Genomic DNA, 19683 nt, shown 5'->3' with positions numbered 1-19683 from the left:
GTATCGCCTCCCCCGCGGAGGCGGTACCTGATGGCGTTCTCGAACCGGACTTCTCCGCGTCAGCCCCGTTAACGTTGGTCCGTGCCCCTCAGCTACACCCTCCCCGGCGTCCACGTCACCGACCACCACCTCGAGGTGCCCCTCGACTGGTGGGACGACGCCGACCCGCGCCACCTCAGCGTCCTCGCCCGCGAGGTCGTGGACCCCGCCCGCCGGCACGACGACCTGCCGCTCCTCGTCTTCCTCCAGGGCGGCCCCGGCGGCAAGGGCCCGCGGCCCACGAGCCCGGACGGCTGGCTGGGCGCGGCGCTGCGCCGGTACCGCGTGATCCTCCTGGACCAGCGCGGCACCGGACGCTCGACGGCGGTCCGGGGCCGCACCCTGGCGGCCCTCGGCACCGCGAAGGAGCAGGCCGAATACCTCACGCACTTCCGCGCCGACTCGGTCGTGGCCGACGCCGAGCACGTGCGCCGCACCCTGTTCGACGGGCGCCGCTGGACCACCCTCGGCCAGTCGTACGGCGGGTTCATCACGATGACGTACCTGTCGCGCGCCCCGGAGGCCCTCGACGCGTGCCTCGTGACGGGCGGCCTCCCGGGCCTGTCCGCGAGCGCCCGCGAGGTCTACGAGCGCACGCAGCCGCGGGTGGTCACGAAGAACGCGCGCCTCCGGACCCGCTACCCGCACGTCGCCGGCCGCCTGGCCCGCATCGCGGACCGGCTCGCCGCCGGGGACGTCCGGCTCCCCGATGGCGACGCCCTCCCCGTCCGCCGCTTCCAGTCGCTGGGCATGGACCTGGGCATGAAGCCGGGCCCGGAGCGGATCCACTGGATCGTGGACGAGGCCTTCGACACGGCGCCCGACGACGGCTCAGCGGACTCGGGCGAGGACCTCACCGACACGTTCCTCGCCTCCGTGGCGACGGAGACGTCGTTCGCCACGAACCCCCTGTACGCGGTGCTGCACGAGAGCATCTACGCCCAGTCGCACACGGGCCCGACGGCGTGGTCGGCGCAGGCCGTGCGCGACGACGACCCGGCGTTCGCGGAGGGCGCCCGCCCGCTGCTGCTCACGGGCGAGATGATCTATCCATGGATGTTCCGCGAGACGGCGGCGCTGCGGCCGTTCGAGGGGGCAGCCGAGGAGCTTGCGGCGTGGGACCGCTGGGGCGACCTGTACGACCTGGACGTGCTGGCGGCCAACGAGGTGCCGGTCGAGGCCGCCGTCTACTTCGACGACATGTTCGTCGACGCGGGCCTCTCCCTGGAGACGGCGGCCCACGTGGGCAACGCCGAGGCGTGGGTGACGAACGAGTTCGAGCACGACGGCCTGCGCCTGGGCGACGTGCTGGACCGGCTCCTGGCCCGCCTGGACGCGCGGGGCGGCCCCCGCCGCTGACGCCATAGCCTTCAACAACCAGGTCGCTTGTTGAAGGCTAGAGCAGGCCCGCCGCCGCGAACGCCCGCCCGTAGATCTCACGGATCACCTGCTCCTTGCGCGCGTTGTACTCCATCACGTGCTCGCCGGCCGCGTTCGACGCCGCGGCGGCCGCGAGCTTGGCGTCGCGGTAGAGGTCCCGGTCCTGCGGGTTCGCCCGCAGCCAGTCCCGGAACATCCGGTGCCGCACGGGTTCCGCCGCACCCGGGCCGAACACGTGGAGGTTGCACCGCGGCTCCGGGAACTTGAGGCAGCGGTGCTCGTACCACCAGGGTTCGCGCACGGTGAGCACGAAGCCGGCCGCCTCGAGTGCGGGCAGCCACGCCGGCTCGTCGGCCGAGTCCGCGACGATCAGGTCGACGTCGATCAGCGGCTTGGCGGGCAGGCCCGGCACGGAGGTGGACCCGACGTGGTCGAGGTCGAGGACGGCGTCGCCCAGCGCGGTCCGGATCGTCGCGGCGAGCCGCTCGTACGCGGCGGACCAGGCGGGGTCGGGCTCGACCACGTCGATCGTCTCGGCCGGCGACGGGCGGACCACCCAGGGGTTCGCCCCCTCCGGGGGCTCGAAGGGGTCGAAGGCCGTGATCTCGGCGGGCGTCGGCATCAGCCCAGGCTAGCGAGGCCCCTGGGCTCAGCCAGGCCCGGCGCGCTCAGCGCCGCGGCACGAGGTGCGGCACGGACGCGACCAGGTACACGCTCGACGCCACGATGTCGCCGGGCCGCATCGGCACCTCCATCGCCGGCACGCAGAGGTTCACCTCGAAGCCGCCGGTCCGCACCCGCGCCGCGTCGAACGACTGGCCCGTCCGGGCCACACCACGCCGCGACACCTCCAGCACCGTCCCGTTGAGCCGGCCGACGGCGTCGACCTGCTCGGTGAACGCCCCGTCCGGGCTGAACGACTCGGGCTCGAAGCGCATCGGCTCCAGCTCGTCGTCGTCCGGCTGGTCGGCGAACGTCATGAGGGACGCGTCGGAGGCGTAGAACGCGTCCTCGTCGGGGAACACGTCGAGGGTGCGGCCGAGCCCCACGATGCACGCGGGCCCCATGACCGGCTGCGCGGCGGCCCCGAGCAGCGCGATCTCCTCCAGCTCGCAGGCGAACGCGGCCACCACCTCCTCCGTCTCGTCGAGCACCTCGGCGATGACGAGGCCGCCGTCGGCCGCCTGGACGTCGGCCATCCGGGCGCCGAGCGGGCCGGCGAACGAGATGGTCACCGCCCGGACGAGGCCGCCCTCGGTAGTGATCACGAGGCGAGCCCCGGACGGGTCGGTCCAGACCTGGAGGGTCACGTCGCGCTCCCGGGCGATCACGGTCGACTCGGGGATCGCCGCCTGCACCAGGTCGCGGAACCCGCTGCGGTTCCGCACGTCCAGTCCTACGCACGCAAGGTTGGTGGCCATGAGGTCACACGTTAAGCCTGGTCAGCGCTCAGCCGGAAGTCGTCACCCCGCCTCGGGGGCGTGCTTCTCGAGGAAGGCGTAGACCTCGGTGTCGTCCACGCCGGGAAACGCGCCGCGCGGCAGGGCGGCCAGAACCTGCTGGTGCATGCGCGCGGACGGCCACGCGGCACCGGACCAGCGGGCGGCGAGGTCGGGTGCGGGCCGCTGGCAGCAGGACGGGTCGGGGCAGGTGGAGGCGCGCCGCACGGTGGTGTCCCGGCCGCGGAACCACTTGGCGTGCGCGTACGGCACCCCGACGGTGATCGAGAACGCCCCCGCGCCGGCGGGGCCGAGCGACCCGGTCTGCGTGGAGCACCAGAACGTCCCCGCGGGTGTGTCCGTGTACTGGTAGAACTCCGTGGCCCGGTCGCGCCGCGTGAACGACTCCCGCGCCGACCAGCGCCGGCAGATCAGCTGCCCCTCGATCGCCCCGGTGACGTCCTGCGGGAAGGGCAGGCCGTCGTTGGCGTACCCGCGGAACAGGGCGCCGTCGTCGCCCACGCGGAGGAAGTGCAGCGGGATGCCCAGGTGCACCGTCGCGAGGTTGGTGAGCCGCATCGCGGCGGCCTCGTGCGTGACGCCGAACGCGTCGCGGAAGTCCTCGACCGCCAGGTCCTTCTCCCGCTTGCGCGTCTCGAGGAACGACACGGCGTACGACTGCGGGACCAGGCACGCCGCCGCGAAGTACGTGATCTCGACGCGCTGGCGCAGGAACTCCGCGTACGACCGTGGCCGCGCGTGGTCCAGGACCCGGTGCGCGATCGCCTGCAGTGCGAGGGAGCGCAGCCCGTGCCCGCCCGGGGTCGAGGCGGGCGGCAGGTAGATGCGGCCGTTGCGCAGGTCGGTCACGGTCCGCGCGGAGCGTGGCAGGTCGTCGACGTGCAGCAGCGTGAAGCCGAGGTCCTCGGCCAGCCGGGCCACGGTCCGGTGCGTGAGCGCGCCCCCGGTGTAGCCCGCGCGGCGCACCAGGTCCTCGGCGATCGCCTCGAACTGCGGGTAGTAGTTGTCGCGCGCCTGGCGCTCCAGGCGCAGCTCGGTGTTGGCGCGACGCGCCTCCTCGGGGGTGGCGATCGCCTCCTCCTCGCGCCGCGACAGCTCCTCGTGGAGCCCCACGAGCTGCTCCAGCACGGGGGTGGGCAGCTTCTGGCTGGGCTTGACGGTCGGCAGGCCCAGGCCCGCGAACAGCGGGCCGCGCTGCGCCCGGTCGAGCGAGATCTCCAGCGCCGCCCGGCGCGACGGCGGCTCGCCCGACAGCAGGTCGTTGAGCGGCACGCCCACCGCCTCCGCGATGGCGCGCAGCAGGGAGAGCCGCGGCTCACGCCGCCCGTTCTCGACGAGCGACAGCAGGCTCGGAGCGGCGTTCACGCGCTCGCCCAGCGCGTCCAGCGTGAGCCCGCGCGCGGTGCGCGCGTGCCGCACGCGCCGCCCGAGCGTGATCAGGTCGGTGCCCGGGCCCGACGCCGGAGGCTCCCCGGGGCCCCCGCGGCGTTCCGCCGCGAAGCCAGCAACGCCGTGGGGTCGGGGCGCCGGGGCCTCGCCCGCCTGCACCATGTCGCCTCTCCCGTCCGCCGGACTGCCCGAAACCGGGCAGCAGGACCTCACTCCTTCACCATACGTGAAGATCGGCGAATCTTGACAGCCAACTCGCTAGAAATCCCGGCGCAAAAGCAGACATCGTGGAAACCCGGACCGCATCAGCAGATCGGAGCACACCATGTCCATGCTCGCCAACCCCCGCCGGACCCGACTCGTGGCCGAGCTCGTCGAGTCGCCCGAAGCCACCACCTACGAGACCGGAGCCGCACCGCGCGAGGCGACCCGCTCCGCCGTCGGGCAGAGGGACGTGCGAGCCTGGGTGGAGAGCGTGGCCGCGCTGACCCGGCCGAGCGAGATCGTATGGTGCGACGGCTCCGCCGACGAGAAGCAGCGCCTGATCGCCCAGATGGTCGAGGCCGGCACGCTCGTCCCGCTGAACCCCGAGCTGCGCCCCGGCTCCTACCTGGCCCGGTCCAACCCGAGCGACGTGGCGCGCGTCGAGTCGCGCACGTTCATCTGCTCGGAGCGCGAGGACGACGCGGGCCCCACCAACAACTGGCGCGAGCCGGCCGCCATGCGGACCGAGCTCCAGGGCGTCTTCGAGGGCTCCATGGAGGGCCGCACCATGTACGTGGTGCCGTTCTCGATGGGTCCGGTCGGCGGGCCGATCTCGCAGGTCGGCGTCGAGATCACCGACTCTCCCTACGTGGTGGTCTCCATGCACGTGATGACGCGGGTGTCGCCCCGTGTGCTCGAGCTGATCGACGGCGGGCAGCAGTGGGTCCCGGCCGTGCACACGGTCGGCGCGCCGCTCGCCGAGGGCGAGGCCGACGTGGCCTGGCCCTGCAGCGACACCAAGTACATCGTCCAGTTCCCGGAGAGCCGCGAGATCTGGTCGTACGGCTCCGGCTACGGCGGCAACGCGCTGCTCGGCAAGAAGTGCTTCGCGCTCCGGATCGCCTCCGCCATGGCGCGCGACGAGGGCTGGCTCGCCGAGCACATGCTCCTCATCCGGGCCACGTCGCCCGTGGGACGCCAGTACCACCTGGCCGCGGCCTTCCCCAGCGCCTGCGGCAAGACGAACCTCGCCATGCTGCAGCCCACCATCCCGGGCTGGAAGGTCGAGACGCTCGGCGACGACATCGTGTGGATGCGCCCCGGCCCCGACGGGTCGCTGCGGGCCATCAACCCGGAGGCCGGCTTCTTCGGCGTGGCCCCCGGCACCGGCGTCGACACCAACCCGACGGCCGTCGCGACGTTCTCCCACGACACGATCTTCACCAACGTCGCCCTGACCGACGACGGCGACGTCTGGTGGGAGGGCCTCACCCCCGAGCCCCCGGCGCACCTCGTGGACTGGCAGGGCGACGACTGGACGCCCGCGGACGGCGAGGCCGGCCGCCCCGCGGCGCACCCGAACTCGCGGTTCACGGTCGCCGCGGCGCAGTGCCCCACCATCGCGGACACGTGGGAGGCCCCGGAGGGCGTGCCCGTCGACGCGATCATCTTCGGCGGGCGCCGCGCCACGAACGTGCCGCTCGTGGCCCAGTCGTACGACTGGGAGCACGGCGTGTTCATGGGCGCCACGATCTCGTCGGAGCGCACCGCCGCCGCCGAGGGCGCGCTCGGCGAGCTGCGCCGCGACCCGTTCGCGATGCTCCCGTTCTGCGGCTACAACATGGCCGACCACTGGGCGCACTGGCTGCACATGGGCGAGGTGCTGCGCGACGGCCGCCGCCCCCACATCTTCCAGGTCAACTGGTTCCGCCGCGGCGAGGACGGCTCGTTCCTCTGGCCCGGGTTCGGCGAGAACTCGCGCGTGGTCGAGTGGATCGTCGGCCAGGTGGAGGCGGAGCGCGGCCTGCGCCCCGACGCCTCCTACGGGTCGCCGGTGGGCCGCCTGCCCCGGCCGGGCGCGCTGAACCTCGACGGCCTGGACCTGACCGAGCGGGACCTCGAGGCGCTCTTCGACGTGCCGACCGAGCCGTGGTTCGCCGAGGCCGACCTCACGCGCGACTTCTTCGACCAGTTCGGCGACCGCGTGCCCGACCAGCTCTGGGTGCAGCTCGCGCGCCTCCGGGACCGCCTGAAGCACTGACCCCCAGCTCCCCGGTGAGGTAGAGGCACCTGGCCGGGGCTCGACGGAGCGACTACCTCGCCGGTGTGGGATCGCCGGGGTAGTGAGCCTGTCCGACGAGCTGACTGTCTCGGCGGTGTGGGATCGCCGAGACAGTCAGCTCGTCCGTCGTCACGGCGACCGTAGGGTGGAGCCGTGCTCCGCCCTACCCTTCGCCAGCAGCTCGACCTCGCGTGGTCGCTCGCGGACCGGTACCACCTGCCGGCCGTGACCGAGGAGAACGCCTTCTGGGCACCCTCGCGGAACGCGTGCACGGTGCTGCCGGAGGGCACGGTGCAGATGCCCGACGAGACCGCCACCCCGATCGCCACCCCCACCGTGGCGTGGCTCCTGTGGCACATCACCTGGTGGTGGACCAACGCCCACCGCTGGGCCGACGGCAAGACGCCGGTCCCCTGGGACGAGCACCCCTGGGCCGGCTCCGCCGAGGCCGCGGTGGCACAGGTCCGAGCGCTGCACGCGGCGTGGGTCGCGCGGCTCGACAGCGCCGACCTGGAGGCGCCGGTCTCCGGCCCGTGGTCCGACGACGCCACGTTCGCCCGCCTCGCCGGCTGGCTCAACCTGGAGCTCATGAAGAACGTCGCGGAGATCGGGCAGCTCGTCGGGCTGCACGAGAACCGCTGATCGCCGCGGCGGCTCCGATGCGGCGGCTCGGCCGCCGTCGGCTGGGAGAATGGGGCACGTGCTTCCCGACCCCGCCGCCCAGCCCGCCGTCCCGCTGGTCCACGTCGTCTACTTCGAGCCGCGCATCCCGGGGAACACCGGCTCCGCGATCCGGCTCGCGGCGGTGTCCGGAGCGCGGCTGCACCTGGTCGAGCCGCTCGGCTTCGACCTGTCGGAGGCCAAGCTGAAGCGCGCGGGCCTCGACTACCACGACCTCGCGGTGATGGACGTGCACCCGTCGCTCGACGCGGTCCTGGACGTGCTGCCGGGTTCCCGCGTCTTCGCGTTCACGACCCGCGCGACGGTCGGCTACACCGAGGTGGAGTACCGGCCCGACGACGTGCTGCTCTTCGGCCCCGAGCCCACCGGCCTGCCGGACGACGTGCTGGCGCACCCGCGCATCACCGACCAGGTGAAGATCCCGATGCTGCCCGGCCGCCGGTCGCTCAACCTGACGAACGCGGCCTCGATCGCGGTCTACGAGGTCTGGCGCCAGGGCGGCTTCGCGGGCGCCTGACCGCGCCGCCTCCCGGCGCAGTCCCGGGACACTCGAGAACAACTCTGTGCAGGCAGCCAACGCCGGTTGCCTGCACAGCGTTGTTCTCGACGCAGTCGATCAACCCCGCCGCCCCGACCGAGCCAAGCGGAGCGTCGTCGGGCCACGTCATACGGATGCAAGCGGTGATCCACCTCGCCGGTGTCGAGGACGCCGCGTGCGGCACGCCGCCAGAGCCCGCACCCGACGAGCCGCTCTCGCTGGCTCCGCGTCACGCCGTGAGCCTCGCACTGCTCAACCGAGAGGAGCCCCGCCTGCCGACGCGCAATGATCGCGAGAGCCTGCGATACGGGTCGGGGTCGGGGCATGCGTCGATGGCACCAGATTCCGCTGTCCGGTGCCGACGGTCATCCACAGGCAAGCCCGTGCCCGTCTGTCGAGAACAACTCTGTGCAGGCAACAGCACCCGGTTGCCTGCACAGTGTTGTTCTCGCTGGCCGAGCGGCGGCGGCGCGGCCAGGCTCAGCCCAGCAGCCAGGCCACCGCCCGGCGCAGGAGCTCCTGGTGGGTCGGCGACGCGTACGACCGCAGGTCGTGCCCCAGCGCGCTGTAGACCGTGCGCCCGCCGTGCGCCTCCTGGACCCAGAGCACGGGGTGGGAGGTGGTGCCCGAGGCGGCCGAACCGTCGTCGTCCGGCACCGCGGCCGGGCCCTCCACCGAGCCCAGGACCTGCGCGCCGGGCGCGACCCGGAGGAAGCAGTAGCGCTCGTCGAAGGCCTCGACGGCCGGGAGCCCGTCGGTGATGACGTGGCCGGGCTCGAGACGGAAGGTCGCCTCGCTGATCTCCGGATGCATCGAGGTGCCCTCGATCCATCGCCCGCCCACGACCTCCTCCCAGCCTGGCGCGTCGAGGAACGTGTTCGCCGCCTGGTGGATCCCCAGGATCCGGCCGCCCGCCCGTGCCCACTCCTCGACGCGGGCGTGGAACGCGCGCCAGTCGTCGTCGGCGCCGTCGAACTCCGGGTCGATGCGGCCCCGCCCGCTGTTGACGACGAGGAGGTCGACGGTGTCGAGGTCCTCGAGCACGTGGCGGAAGACCGAGCGGACCTCGACGTGGGGCTTGCCGCCTGCCACCGTGACCTCGCCGAGGAGCGTGGCGAGGGCGTGGGAGGTGGCGGCGTGGTCGTGCCAGGGGTCCTCGTAGCGGCCGCGGCCGGCGAGGACGACGATGCGGCGCGGCCCCGTCACAGCGCACGCGCCAGCGGCTCGATGGCGTCGGTCTCGTCCGCGGTCAGCGGCGCGGCCTCGAGCGCCGCGACGTTGTCCTCGAGCTGCTTCACCGACGACGCGCCGATGAGCGCCGACGTGACGCGCGAGTCCCGGAGCACCCAGGTGAGGGCGAGCTGGGCGAGCGTCTGGCCGCGGCCCGACGCGATCTCGTCGAGGGTCCGGGCGCGCGACAGGTAGTCCTCGGTGAGGTTGCCCGACGAGAGGAACGGCGAGTCCGGGCGCGCCGCGCGCGAGCCGGAGGGCGCGGAGCCCGCGAGGTACCGGTCCGTGAGCAGCCCCTGCTGGAGGGGCGAGAACACGATGGTGCCGACGCCGAGGTCGCCGACGACGTCGAGCAGCGACTCGGTCTGCTCGCCGTCGTACCCGTCCACGTGCTCGGGGTTCTCGATGTGCCGGTTGAACATGGAGTACGAGGGCTGGTGGATCAGCAGCGGCACGCCCAGGTCACCGAGGATCCGCGCCGCGTCGCGCGTCCGGGCCGGCGAGTAGTTGGAGACGCCGACGTACAGGGCCTTGCCCTGCTGCACCGCGCTCGCGAGCGCGCCCATGGTCTCCTCGAGCGGCGTCGAGGGGTCCGGGCGGTGGTGGTAGAAGATGTCGACGTAGTCGAGGCCCATGCGTGCGAGCGACTGGTCCAGGCTCGACAGCAGGTACTTGCGCGACCCGTGGTCACCGTAGGGGCCCGGCCACATGTCGTAGCCCGCCTTGGTGGAGACGATCAGCTCGTCGCGGTACGGCGCGAGGTCGGCGGCGAGGTGGCGCCCGAAGTTCGCCTCCGCCGCGCCGTACGACGGCCCGTAGTTGTTCGCCAGGTCGAAGTGCGTCACTCCCAGGTCGAACGCACGGCGGAGGATCGCGCGCTGCGTCTCGAACGGGTTGGTGTCGCCGAAGTTGTGCCACAGGCCGAGGGAGAGGGCGGGCAGGTCGAGCCCGCTGCGGCCGCAGCGACGGTAGGTCATGGAGTCGTACCGGGCGTCGTCGGCCAGGTAGCGGGATGCGAGAGGCATGTTCCCATCTTGCCCCGGTCACCCGCCCCAGCACGACGCCGGACCGGTCGCCTCCGCGCGGAGGGACCGGTCCGGCGTCGGGCGGGCTCAGTGACCTCCGGAGACCAGGAAGAAGAGGCCCATGAAGACCGCGGCGACGCACACCGCCAGGCACAGGTACCCGGCGACGCGGCGCGCGGCACCGGGCGCCTCAGGTGTGCCGTCGTCGGCGAGAGCCGGACGGGCGGTCAGGAAGCGAAGCCCCAGCGCGAACAGCGCCGGCAGGCCGCCGCCGACCAGGAGCCCTACGCCGACGACGAGGCCGAGGGCCTCCCACTCGATGATGCCGCTCATGCGTCCGTCCCCTTCGCGCTGCCGACGACCTCGACAGCGTCGATCGCCTGGGCGGCCGGCGAGGCCGCCCCCGTCTCGACCGGCGCCACGTGCAGCGGCCCGGCCATGCCCGTGGTGGCGGCGACCGGCCGGAGCGGTGCCCCCTTCTCCTCGTCCCAGGCCTCGTTCACGTTCGTGTGGTCCACCGGGCGGCGTCGCGACGCCAGCCAGATGGCGAACGACGAGCCCAGGAGGATCACGAGGACGAGCACGCTGCCGAGCGCCCCGCCCACGCCGTGCTGCACCCAGAAGCACGCGGCGCCGACCAGGCCCGCGGCGGGGAGGGTGAGCATCCAGGCCCCGAGCATGCGGCCCGCGACGCGCCACCGGACCGTCGCGCCCGGCATCCCGACGCCGGAGCCCAGGATGGATCCGGTGGCGACGTGGGTGGTGGACAGCGAGAAGCCGAAGTAGCTGGACAGCATGATGACGGCCGCCGACGACGTCTCGGCCGCCATCCCCTGGCGGGTGTCGATCTCGACGAGACCCTTGCCGAGGGTGCGGATGATGCGCCAGCCGCCGAGGTACGTGCCGACGGCCATGGCGGCAGCGCAGGAGAAGATCACCCAGAACGGCACGCCGGAGTCGGCGGGAACGGCACCCGCGGTGATCAGGGCCAGCAGGATGATGCCCATCGACTTCTGGGCGTCGTTGGTGCCGTGCGCCAGGGAGACGAGGGAGGCCGACCCCACCTGGCCCCACCGGAAGCCGCGCGAGGTGGTGTCCTGCGGCAGGCCGCGGGTCAGGCGCGCGACGAGCCACGTGCCCGTCGCCGCGACACCGATGGCCACGAGCGGGGCGAGCAGCGCCGGTACCAGCACCTTGGACAGGACGCCGGTCCAGAGCACCCCGGAGGCGCCGACGGCGGCCAGGACCGAGCCGACGACGCCGCCGACGAGGGCGTGCGAGGAGCTCGACGGCAGGCCGAGCAACCAGGTCAGCAGGTTCCAGACGATGCCGCCCACCAGGCCCGCGAAGACGATCTCGAGCGTGATGACTTCAGCATCGACGAGGCCCTTCGCGATCGTGGCCGCGACGGACAGGGAGAGGAACGCGCCCACGAGGTTCAGGATCGCCGAGAGCAGCACCGCGGTGCGCGGCTTGAGTGCCCGCGTGGCGATCGACGTCGCCATGGCGTTTCCTGTGTCGTGAAAGCCGTTCGTGAAGTCGAAGGCCAGCGCCGTCAGTACCACGACGGCGAGGAGGAGCGTCTCAGTCACTGCTCCATGGTGCGGTGTGCATGGATCACAGTTGACCAGGAAGTGTCCGATAGGTGAACAGTTTGGGAATTGTTCATCTGATGTTCATCTTCAGGGCTCGATCTCAGCCCGAGTCCCGGACCACCAGGGTGGGCTCGAAGATCACGGAGCGCACGGCCGGCTCTCCGTCGTCGACCTGCTCCAGCAGCATCCGCGCCATCTCGGCGGCCATCTCCTCGACGGGCTGCCGCACCGTGGTGAGCCTGGGCCGCGACTGCGCAGCCACAGGGCTGTCGTCGAACCCGACCACCGCGACGTCGTCGGGCACCCGGCGGCCCGCCGCCTGCAGCACATGGACCGCTCCCTGCGCCATGAGGTCGTTCGAGACGAAGACGCCGTCGAGGCCGGGGGCCGCGGCAAGCAGCTGTGCCATCGCAGTCTCCCCGCTCTCGAACGTGAAGTTGCCCTCGACGCTCGGGACGAAGGCGTGGCCGCGGCGCGCGGCGGCGTCCCGGAAGCCCTCGAGGCGGTCACGGGCGGCGGGCACGTCGACCGGGCCGGAGATGACTCCGAGCGACCGGCAGCCGCGGTCGAGCAGGTGGTTCGCGGCGAGGCGCGCGCCGTCGGCGTTCGCGACGTCCACATAGCTGACCGGTACCGCCTGGCCGGGCCGGGCGAAGAGCACGGTGGGCCGGCCGGTACCGAGCAGCCGCTCCGGGAGCGGGTCGTCGGCGTGCGTGGAGACCAGCAGCGCGCCGTCGGCGTTCCCGAACCGCACGTAGGAGACCACCTGGTCCCGCGTCTCGTCGTTGTCGGCGAACATCAGGACGGGGTGCACGTCGTGCGGCCGCAGCGCGCGCACGAACGACCCGACCACCCGGCCGAAGAACGGGTCCGCGAAGACCCGCGCGAGGTCGAGCTCCTCCCCGGGGTCGGGATCCGCACCCGAGACAACGACGGCGACCGTGCCCGTCCGGCGCGTGACCAGCGACCGTGCTGCCCGGTTGGGCACGTAGCCGGTCGCGGCGACCGCCTCGAGGACCACCTCCTGGACCGCCGGGGCGACCTTCCGCTTGCCGTTGACCACGCGGGAGACGGTGGCGCGGGAGACGCCGGCGACCTTCGCCACGTCCTCCAGGGTCGGCGCCGTCCGCCGCAGATCGTCGCTCACAGGGCGACGATAGCAGGGTAAGAGCGCTTTCCCACGAACGACAGGGACGGCCCGTCCCGGGAGCGGCCCTCCTGAGGCGGCGGCGCCGTCGTCGTACCTTCGGGTGTCAAGCGATATCCAAGCGCCACAACAAGGCCCGCAGTCGGCCCAACTCATCGTGAGAGCGCTCTTGACGCTCTCCCGCAGTCGGGTAAAGACTGGCCGTAGTAAGAGCGCTCTCCCAGTTTCCTCTCGCGGCGCACCGGAGCATCGCGGGACCAGGCTCGACGACGAACCCACGCCCCCCGGCCGCCCTGCGGCCGAGCGGCGATCGGAGAGGAACAACCCATGATCACCAGACCGTCCGGCGCGCCGACGCGCCGGTCCCGGCGCGGGCTCCGCGCTGGTGCAGCCGCCCTGACGACCGGCCTCCTGGCCGCCACGGCGCTCCTCGTGCCCGCCACCACAGCCCAGGCCGAGCCCGTCCTGCTCTCCCAGGGCAAGCCGACCACGGCGTCCTCCGTGGAGAACCCCGACTACACGCCCGCGAGCGCCGCCGTGGACGGCAACCTCGGGACGCGCTGGTCCAGCGCGTTCAGCGACCCGCAGTGGATCCGCGTCGACCTCGGCGAGACGGCGGACCTCGACCACGTCGAGCTGGTCTGGGAGGCGGCGTACTCCACGACGTACCAGTTCCAGGTGTCCGACGACGGCTCCACCTGGTCCACGCTCTACTCGACGAGCGCGGGCGACGGCGGCACGGACGTGTTCGACGTCGACGGCGACGGCCGCTACGTGCGCCTGCTGTCGACGGCCCGCTCCGGCGGCTACGGCAACTCGCTGTGGGAGCTGCGCGTGTTCGGGGAGTCAGGCGGCGTGGACCCGACGCCGGACCCCACGCCCGACCCGACGAACCCGACCGACCCGAGCTACGTGAGTCCCGGCCACCCGGCCGTGCCCGTGCGGGACTCGGGCCCGAGCGTCGTGCGGGTGGTGGGCGGCAACGGTGCCTGGGACCTCCAGGTGGACGGGCGCCCGTACACGGTCCGCGGCTTCACGTGGGGGCCGTCGTTCAGCGCGGCGAACCACTACATGCCGCCGCTCGTGCGGATGGGAGCCAACACGGTCCGGACCTGGGGCACCGGGCCGGACACCGCCCAGCTCCTCGACTCCGCCGCCGCGCACGACGTCCGGGTCATCATGGGCTTCTGGCTCCTGCCCGGCGGCGGCCCGGGGTCCGGCGGCTGCATCGACTACCGCACCGACACGGCCTACAAGACCAGCACCAAGGCCGACATCGTGAACTGGGTCCAGACGTACAAGAACCACCCCGGCGTCCTCATGTGGAACATCGGCAACGAGGCGATCCTGGGCCTGCAGAACTGCTACTCGGGCACGGACCTGGAGCAGGTCCGGCATGCGTACGCCGCCTTCGTGAACGAGGTGAGCGTCGCGGTGCACCAGGTCGACCCGAACCACCCGACCACCAACACGGACGCCTGGGCCGGCGCCTGGCCCTACCTGGAGGCGAGCGACCCCGACCTGGACCTGCTGTCGATCAACGCGTACGGCGACGTGTGCAACCTCGAGGAGGCGTGGACGGCCGGCGGCTACGACCGCCCGTACGTCCTGACGGAGGGCGGCGCGGCCGGCGAGTGGGAGGTCCCGGACGACGCCAACGGCGTCCCCGACGAGCCCTCCGACCTCGAGAAGGGGGCCGCGTACGTGGACTCCTGGCGCTGCCTGCGCGAGCACGAGGGCGTGGCCCTGGGCGCGACGTTCTTCCACTACGGCATCGAGGGCGACTTCGGCGGCGTGTGGTTCAACATCATCCCGGGCGACAACAAGCGGCTCGGGTACTACTCGATCGCGCGGGCGTGGGGCGTGGACACGTCCACCATGAACACCCCGCCGCGCATCACGTCGATGGCGGTCGCGGAGGCCGCTGCCGTCGCCGCGGGACAGCAGCTCACCGTCACCGTGGACGTCGCCGACCCGGACGGCGACACGGTCACGCCGAACGTCATGCTCAACAGCAAGTACATCAACGGCGCGGGCGGGATCGCCCAGGCCACGTTCACGCAGACCGCGCCCGGCACGTTCCGGGTGACGGCTCCGCAGATGCTCGGCGTGTGGAAGGTCTACGGGTTCGCCGAGGACGGCCAGGGCAACGTGGGCGTCGAGACGAAGTCGTTCCGCGTGGTCGCGCCGCCCGTGGGCGGCACGAACGTGGCGCTCGGCAGGCCTGCGACGGCGTCGAGCTTCGACCCGTGGAACGGCGACTGGACGCCGGCCCGGGCCGTCGACGGCGACCCGGCGACCCGCTGGGCCAGCGAGTGGGGCGCCACCGCCTGGTACCAGGTGGACCTCGGCTCCGTGAAGTCCTTCCACCACGTCCAGCTCGTGTGGGAGACGGCCTACGGGCGCTCCTACCAGGTCCAGACGTCGAACGACGGCACCACGTGGACCACCGTCCGGACCGTCACCGGCGGCGACGGCGGCGTCGACAGCCTCGACGTCTCCGGCACCGGCCGCTACGTGCGGCTCAACCTCACCGAGCGCGGGACGGAGTGGGGCTACTCCCTGTACGAGCTCGGCGTCTACCAGTGAGACAACCAGTGAATGGAGGAGGACCCATGCGCACTCCCCGAGTACTGGCGGGCATGCTCGCCACGGCACTGCTCGCTTCGTCCCTGACCGCGACGGCCGGCATCGTCGGCGCCGCGGCCGCACCCGACACGTTGCTCTCCCAGGGCAGGCTCACAGCGGCCTCGAGCTCGGAGTCGGCCGGGCTCGGGCCACGGTTCGCGGTCGACGGCGACCGCACGACCCGCTGGGCCAGCGCCCAGACGGACGCCGAGTGGATCCGCGTCGACCTCGGCGCGGTCCACGACCTCGACCGCATCGTCCTGGAGTGGGAGGCCGCGTACGGTTCGGCGTTCACGCTCCAGGTCTCGGCCGACGGCGCGGCGTGGACCACCGTCCGCTCCGTGACCGGCGGCACGGGCGGCGTCCAGTCGTTCTCGGTGGACGCCTCGGGCCGGTACGTGCAGCTCGTGGGCTCCGACCGCGGCACCCAGTACGGGTACTCCCTCTGGGAGCTCCAGGTCTTCGGCGAGGGAACCGCGGCGGACCCGGACGAGCCGCCGGAGTGGCCCGGTGACGAGGTCACGCACCACGAGTTCCAGGCCAACTGCACGTTCTCGCACTTCCGGCCCGACGACCCCATCGTCTTCCCGGGGCAGCCGGGCGCGTCGCACCTGCACACGTTCGTGGGCAACCGCGTGACGAACGCGTTCACCACCGCGAACGACCTGTACGCGAGCCCGGAGTCCACCTGCACCGTGCCGCAGGACCACTCGTCGTACTGGTTCCCGGCGCTCGAGAAGGGCGGCGTGCCGGTCCAGCCGAACATCCCGATGACGATCTATTACAAGTCGGGGATCGACGACTACACCGAGGTGGTGCCGTTCCCGGCGGGGCTGCAGTTCGTGGCCGGCAACATGATGGCCACGGTGGACCAGTTCCGCACCGCGCCCGGCGCGGTCGAGGGCTGGGAGTGCGGCGACATCTCCCGGAGCTGGGAGATCCCCGCCTACTGCGCGCCGGGCACGCAGCTCAACATCCGTTACCAGGCGCCGAGCTGCTGGGACGGCGTGCACCTGACGCCCACCGAGGCGTCGCACATGGGCCATGGCACGCACCTGGCGTACCCGGTGGCGGGCCAGTGCCCGCTGACGCACCCGGTGGCCGTCCCGATGCTGGAGTTCAAGATCGCATGGCCCGTGAGCGGTGACATGTCGGACGTCCGGCTGGTCAGCGGGTCCGACCAGTCCTGGCACTACGACTTCATCAACGCCTGGGAGCCCGTGGTGCTCGAGCGCCTCGTGGAGCACTGCATCAACGGCGGCCTCCAGTGCGACCCGCGCGGCTACGACCAGTACAAGCCGCACCGCGGCCGGGTCCTGGACGCGGACTACCAGCTGGTCCCGTAACGCGTCGCTGCCCGACGACGGCCTGTGGGCACCTTCCGCACGGAAGGTGCCCACAGGCCGTCGTCGGGCAGCGATCATCGCCGCAGCACATCCATGAGCGCCGCATTGATGAAGAGCACCTCGCGACCGACCCGGACTTCGGTCAGCACTCCGGTCTCTTCGAGCGCGCGCAGCCAGCGGACGGCCGTCTGGCGCGTCACGCCGCAGCGCTCCACAACGTCACGGATGCGGCAGTACGGCTGCTCCATCACGGCTGCGACGAGGTCGGCGTCGGCACTGCGCAGCACCGATCGGACCGCGGTAGCGACGACGCCCTGCACCTCCTCGATCTGGTCGACGAGCAGGAGCGTGTGCTGCGAGGTCGAGCGCACGCCCTCGATCATGTAGATGACCCACTCCTCCCATGCCTCAGAGGAGGTCACCGCATTGAGCAGCCGGTAGTACTCGTCCTTGTTCTCGATGATGAACCTGGACAGATAGAGCAGCGGCAACTGCAGCAGACCGGCACCACACAGCATGAGCACGTTGACAATGCGGCCCGTCCGTCCGTTGCCGTCGTGGAAGGGGTGGATGGCCTCGAACTGATAGTGGGCGACGGCCATCCGGACCAGCGGGTCCAGCTCCGAGGGCTCATTGACGAAGAAGGACCAGTTGCCCAGGAGCGCGTCCAGAGCGATCGGCTCCGCAGGCGGCGTGTAGACGCGGCGCCGCTGTATGGGATCGCCGATGAAGACCTCGCCCCGTCGGAACGCGACCTCATGGCCTCGGATCTCCGAACAGAGCCGCGCCGCTGTGTGCGCAGTGATCGGGCGTCCGCTCGACAGCTCGTCAAAGCCCAACCGGAGCGCGGTCCGGTACCGAAGCGCCTCCCGCGCGGCGGGCGAAGCATCCAGGTCGTACGCGGCGGCCTCGAAGAGCTCGTCTGTCGTGGTGACGATGTTCTCGATCTCGTTGCTCGCCTGAGCTTCCAGGAGCGGGATCGCGTTGATCAGCACAGCTGGGTTCGGAAGCGCGCTCGCGCGCGCGTCGAGTCGAGCGAGTGCTTCCCTCGCGCCGATCGTGGCCTTGAGGACGCGATGCGTCTCGAGCTCAACCGATGGAGGAAGCAGAGGCAGCTCGTTATATGGGACGTCCGGGCTCCATGTCACCTAGACAGGTTACGGGACGTGTTAAGTTCCCGCGCGATCTTTAACATGTTCGGACGACATGTTAAGTCGGAGAGCACTTCTGGATACGGCTGTGGGCACCTTCCGCACGGAAGGTGCCCACAGCCTTCGTCGGGCCCCGGGCCTACGTCACCGTCCCGAGCTGCCACGGGACGAACTCCTCGCCCCCGATGTCGAGGTCCTCGCTCGAGGTGAGCTCCCCTGACGCCACGGCGAGGATCCGGTCGAAGATCTCGCGGCCCACCTGCTCCACCGTGGCGGTCCCGGTGACGATGCGGCCGCAGTCGATGTCGATGTCGTCGCCCATCTTCTCGAACAGCTCGCTGTTGGTGCCGAGCTTGATCGACGGCGTGGGCTTGCACCCGAACACCGAGCCGCGCCCCGTGGTGAAGCAGACCACGTTGGCCCCGCCCGCCACGATGCCGGTCACGGACACCGGGTCGTAGCCCGGCGTGTCCATGAAGACGAAGCCCCGCTCGGTGATGGGCTCCGCGTACTCGTAGACCGCGGCGAGGTCGGCCTGGCCGCCCTTGGCGACGGCGCCGAGCGACTTCTCGAGGATCGTCGTGAGGCCGCCCGCCTTGTTGCCGGGCGAGGGGTTGTTGTCGAGGGACCCACCGCCGGCCGCGGCGTACGACTTCCACCACTCGATCCGGTCCAGCAGCCGCTTGCCCACCTCGGGCGTGACCGCGCGGCGGGTCAGCAGGTGCTCGGCACCGAACACCTCGGGCGTCTCGGCGAGCACGGACGTGCCCCCGTAGGAGACGAGCAGGTCCGAGGCCCAGCCGAGCGCCGGGTTGGCGGTGATACCGGAGTAGCCGTCGGAGCCGCCGCAGTTGAGGCCGAGCACCAGCTCGGCGACGTCGCACTCCTCGCGCTCCCAGCGCTCCTCGATCTCCGGCAGCATCTCGCGGATCGCCGCGACACCGGCCTTGACCGTCGCCCGGATCCCGCCGGTGTCCTGGATCGTCAGGGTCTTCACCACCGTGTCGGGGCTCACCGCGGCGCCGCTGAGGATCGTGTCGAGCTGGATCATCTCGCAGCCGAGCCCGAGCACGAGCAGACCCGCCACGTTGGCGTGCTCCGCGTACCCGCGCAGGGTCCGGAGCAGCACCTGCCCGCCCTCCGACGTCGGGACGAGGCCGCACCCGCTCTGGTGGGTGAGGGCGACAACACCGTCGACGTCGTCGTACTGGTCCGTCGCGAAGCCGCGGAACTGGTCGGCGATCATCTTCGCCGTCGACGCCGAGCAGTTCACCGAGGTGAGGATCGCGACGTAGTTGCGTGTGCCGACCTTGCCGTTCGACCGGCGGTAGCCCTGGAAGGTGGGACGCGGCTCCGGCGGCACGGGCAGCTCGACGTGGACCGTGGCCAGCTCCGACTCGCGGTGCCCCTCCTCGAAACCGAGGTTGTGGCTGTGGACGTGCTCGCCCGGAGCGACATCCTGGGTCGCGACTCCGATGACCTGGCCGTACTTGCGGACCTCGGTTCCCGCGGGCAGGGCCCGGAGGGCCACCTTGTGCCCGCGGGGCACCGCATCGCGCACGACGACGGGGTCACGCCCGGGTGCACCGGCCTCCTCTCCCGAACTCAGGTCGTGCGTGGCGACGGCGACGTCGTCGTCACCTCGCAGGAGAAGCAGCTCTGCTGCGGCCACCGTGGGCCTCCCGTGCTCGTTGAACCGTTTCATTCGATCGTACTCCCACCCGCCCAGCGCTGTGGGTACACGAATGGTCACCGGTTGTCCGTCCTGCCCGGCCATTCGTGTACCCACAGCGCCTGTGCTGCTCGAG

The 19683-nt window shown here is 71.9% G+C and carries 16 protein-coding genes; 6 read left to right on the top strand and 10 right to left on the bottom strand.

Annotated features, from left to right (window positions below; all coding sequences use genetic code 11):
* The first annotated feature begins 81 nt into the window (after positions 1–81).
* Positions 82–1398 (top strand): alpha/beta fold hydrolase, encoded by a 1317-nt coding sequence (locus tag D1350_RS01920; protein ID WP_125773290.1) that lies wholly within the window; start codon positions 82–84, stop codon positions 1396–1398.
* Positions 1399–1435: 37 nt separating this feature from the next.
* Here D1350_RS01920 and D1350_RS01915 read toward each other — a convergent pair whose 3' ends face one another.
* Genes D1350_RS01915 through D1350_RS01905 form a run of 3 tightly spaced genes read right to left on the bottom strand, consistent with a single transcriptional unit; the run spans position 1436 to position 4430 of the window.
* On the bottom strand, positions 1436–2041 hold the full coding sequence (locus tag D1350_RS01915; RefSeq protein WP_125773288.1) for a GrpB family protein: 606 nt from the start codon (positions 2039–2041) through the stop codon (positions 1436–1438).
* A 46-nt stretch (positions 2042–2087) separates the two neighbouring features.
* Complete coding sequence (locus D1350_RS01910; RefSeq protein WP_125773286.1) at positions 2088–2840, bottom strand: hypothetical protein; 753 nt, start codon at positions 2838–2840, stop codon at positions 2088–2090.
* 42 nt (positions 2841–2882) lie between these two features.
* Positions 2883–4430 carry an XRE family transcriptional regulator gene (locus D1350_RS01905; RefSeq protein ID WP_125773284.1) on the bottom strand — a complete coding sequence of 516 codons (1548 nt, stop codon included), beginning with the start codon at positions 4428–4430 and terminating at the stop codon, positions 2883–2885.
* 163 nt (positions 4431–4593) lie between these two features.
* On the opposite strand from D1350_RS01905, the gene D1350_RS01900 reads away from it, so the two are divergent.
* The 3 genes from D1350_RS01900 to D1350_RS01890 all read left to right on the top strand — a co-directional run bounded on the left by D1350_RS01900 (position 4594) and on the right by D1350_RS01890 (position 7732).
* Entirely contained in the window at positions 4594–6513 is a 1920-nt protein-coding gene (locus tag D1350_RS01900; RefSeq protein ID WP_125773282.1) for a phosphoenolpyruvate carboxykinase (GTP), read from the top strand.
* 174 nt (positions 6514–6687) lie between these two features.
* Positions 6688–7176: a DinB family protein gene (locus tag D1350_RS01895; protein ID WP_125773280.1), complete on the top strand. Its 489-nt coding sequence runs from the start codon at positions 6688–6690 to the stop codon at positions 7174–7176.
* A gap of 94 nt (positions 7177–7270) precedes the next feature.
* Complete coding sequence (locus D1350_RS01890; RefSeq protein ID WP_240643850.1) at positions 7271–7732, top strand: tRNA (cytidine(34)-2'-O)-methyltransferase; 462 nt, start codon at positions 7271–7273, stop codon at positions 7730–7732.
* A 501-nt stretch (positions 7733–8233) separates the two neighbouring features.
* Here the strand turns inward: D1350_RS01890 and D1350_RS01885 are convergent.
* The 5 genes from D1350_RS01885 to D1350_RS01865 all read right to left on the bottom strand — a co-directional run bounded on the left by D1350_RS01885 (position 8234) and on the right by D1350_RS01865 (position 12750).
* Positions 8234–8959, bottom strand: a complete 726-nt coding sequence (locus tag D1350_RS01885; protein ID WP_125773276.1) for a ThuA domain-containing protein — start codon at positions 8957–8959, stop codon at positions 8234–8236.
* Entirely contained in the window at positions 8956–10008 is a 1053-nt protein-coding gene (locus D1350_RS01880) for an aldo/keto reductase (RefSeq protein WP_125773274.1), read from the bottom strand. Before D1350_RS01880 ends, D1350_RS01885 begins: the two co-directional genes overlap by 4 nt.
* Positions 10009–10095: 87 nt before the next feature.
* Complete coding sequence (locus tag D1350_RS01875; RefSeq protein WP_125773271.1) at positions 10096–10341, bottom strand: hypothetical protein; 246 nt, start codon at positions 10339–10341, stop codon at positions 10096–10098.
* Entirely contained in the window at positions 10338–11600 is a 1263-nt protein-coding gene (locus tag D1350_RS01870; protein ID WP_125773269.1) for an inorganic phosphate transporter, read from the bottom strand. Before D1350_RS01870 ends, D1350_RS01875 begins: the two co-directional genes overlap by 4 nt.
* 103 nt (positions 11601–11703) lie before the next feature.
* Complete coding sequence (locus tag D1350_RS01865) at positions 11704–12750, bottom strand: LacI family DNA-binding transcriptional regulator (RefSeq protein ID WP_125773267.1); 1047 nt, start codon at positions 12748–12750, stop codon at positions 11704–11706.
* A gap of 327 nt (positions 12751–13077) precedes the next feature.
* On the opposite strand from D1350_RS01865, the gene D1350_RS01860 reads away from it, so the two are divergent.
* Both D1350_RS01860 and D1350_RS01855 read left to right on the top strand, forming a co-directional pair.
* Positions 13078–15339: a discoidin domain-containing protein gene (locus D1350_RS01860; protein ID WP_125773265.1), complete on the top strand. Its 2262-nt coding sequence runs from the start codon at positions 13078–13080 to the stop codon at positions 15337–15339.
* Between the two features lie 26 nt (positions 15340–15365).
* Positions 15366–16724, top strand: coding sequence for a DUF1996 domain-containing protein (locus D1350_RS01855; RefSeq protein ID WP_164544992.1), 1359 nt, complete (start codon positions 15366–15368; stop codon positions 16722–16724).
* 74 nt (positions 16725–16798) lie between these two features.
* On the opposite strand, the gene D1350_RS01850 is transcribed toward D1350_RS01855, so the two are convergent.
* Positions 16799–17872, bottom strand: a complete 1074-nt coding sequence (locus tag D1350_RS01850; RefSeq protein WP_125773263.1) for a Fic family protein — start codon at positions 17870–17872, stop codon at positions 16799–16801.
* A 142-nt stretch (positions 17873–18014) separates the two neighbouring features.
* On the bottom strand, positions 18015–19547 hold the full coding sequence (locus tag D1350_RS01845) for a UxaA family hydrolase (RefSeq protein ID WP_240643820.1): 1533 nt from the start codon (positions 19545–19547) through the stop codon (positions 18015–18017).
* Between the last annotated feature and the right edge of the window lie 136 nt (positions 19548–19683).

This window comes from Antribacter gilvus, from assembly GCF_003946865.1.
Taxonomy (GTDB): Bacteria; Actinomycetota; Actinomycetes; order Actinomycetales; family Cellulomonadaceae; genus Antribacter; species Antribacter gilvus.
This window is presented reverse-complemented; position numbering and strand designations above follow the sequence as displayed.

Bases quoted from the DNA above. Each gene is read 5' to 3' on its own strand.
- D1350_RS01900 (WP_125773282.1), top strand. From the start codon at position 4,594: ATGTCCATGCTCGCCAACCCCCGCCGGACCCGACTCGTGGCCGAGCTC.
- D1350_RS01860 (WP_125773265.1), top strand. From the start codon at position 13,078: ATGATCACCAGACCGTCCGGCGCGCCGACGCGCCGGTCCCGGCGCGGG.
- D1350_RS01915 (WP_125773288.1), bottom strand. From the start codon at position 2,041: ATGCCGACGCCCGCCGAGATCACGGCCTTCGACCCCTTCGAGCCCCCG.
- D1350_RS01875 (WP_125773271.1), bottom strand. From the start codon at position 10,341: ATGAGCGGCATCATCGAGTGGGAGGCCCTCGGCCTCGTCGTCGGCGTA.
- D1350_RS01905 (WP_125773284.1), bottom strand. From the start codon at position 4,430: ATGGTGCAGGCGGGCGAGGCCCCGGCGCCCCGACCCCACGGCGTTGCT.
- D1350_RS01855 (WP_164544992.1), top strand. From the start codon at position 15,366: ATGCGCACTCCCCGAGTACTGGCGGGCATGCTCGCCACGGCACTGCTC.
- D1350_RS01910 (WP_125773286.1), bottom strand. From the start codon at position 2,840: ATGGCCACCAACCTTGCGTGCGTAGGACTGGACGTGCGGAACCGCAGC.
- D1350_RS01880 (WP_125773274.1), bottom strand. From the start codon at position 10,008: ATGCCTCTCGCATCCCGCTACCTGGCCGACGACGCCCGGTACGACTCC.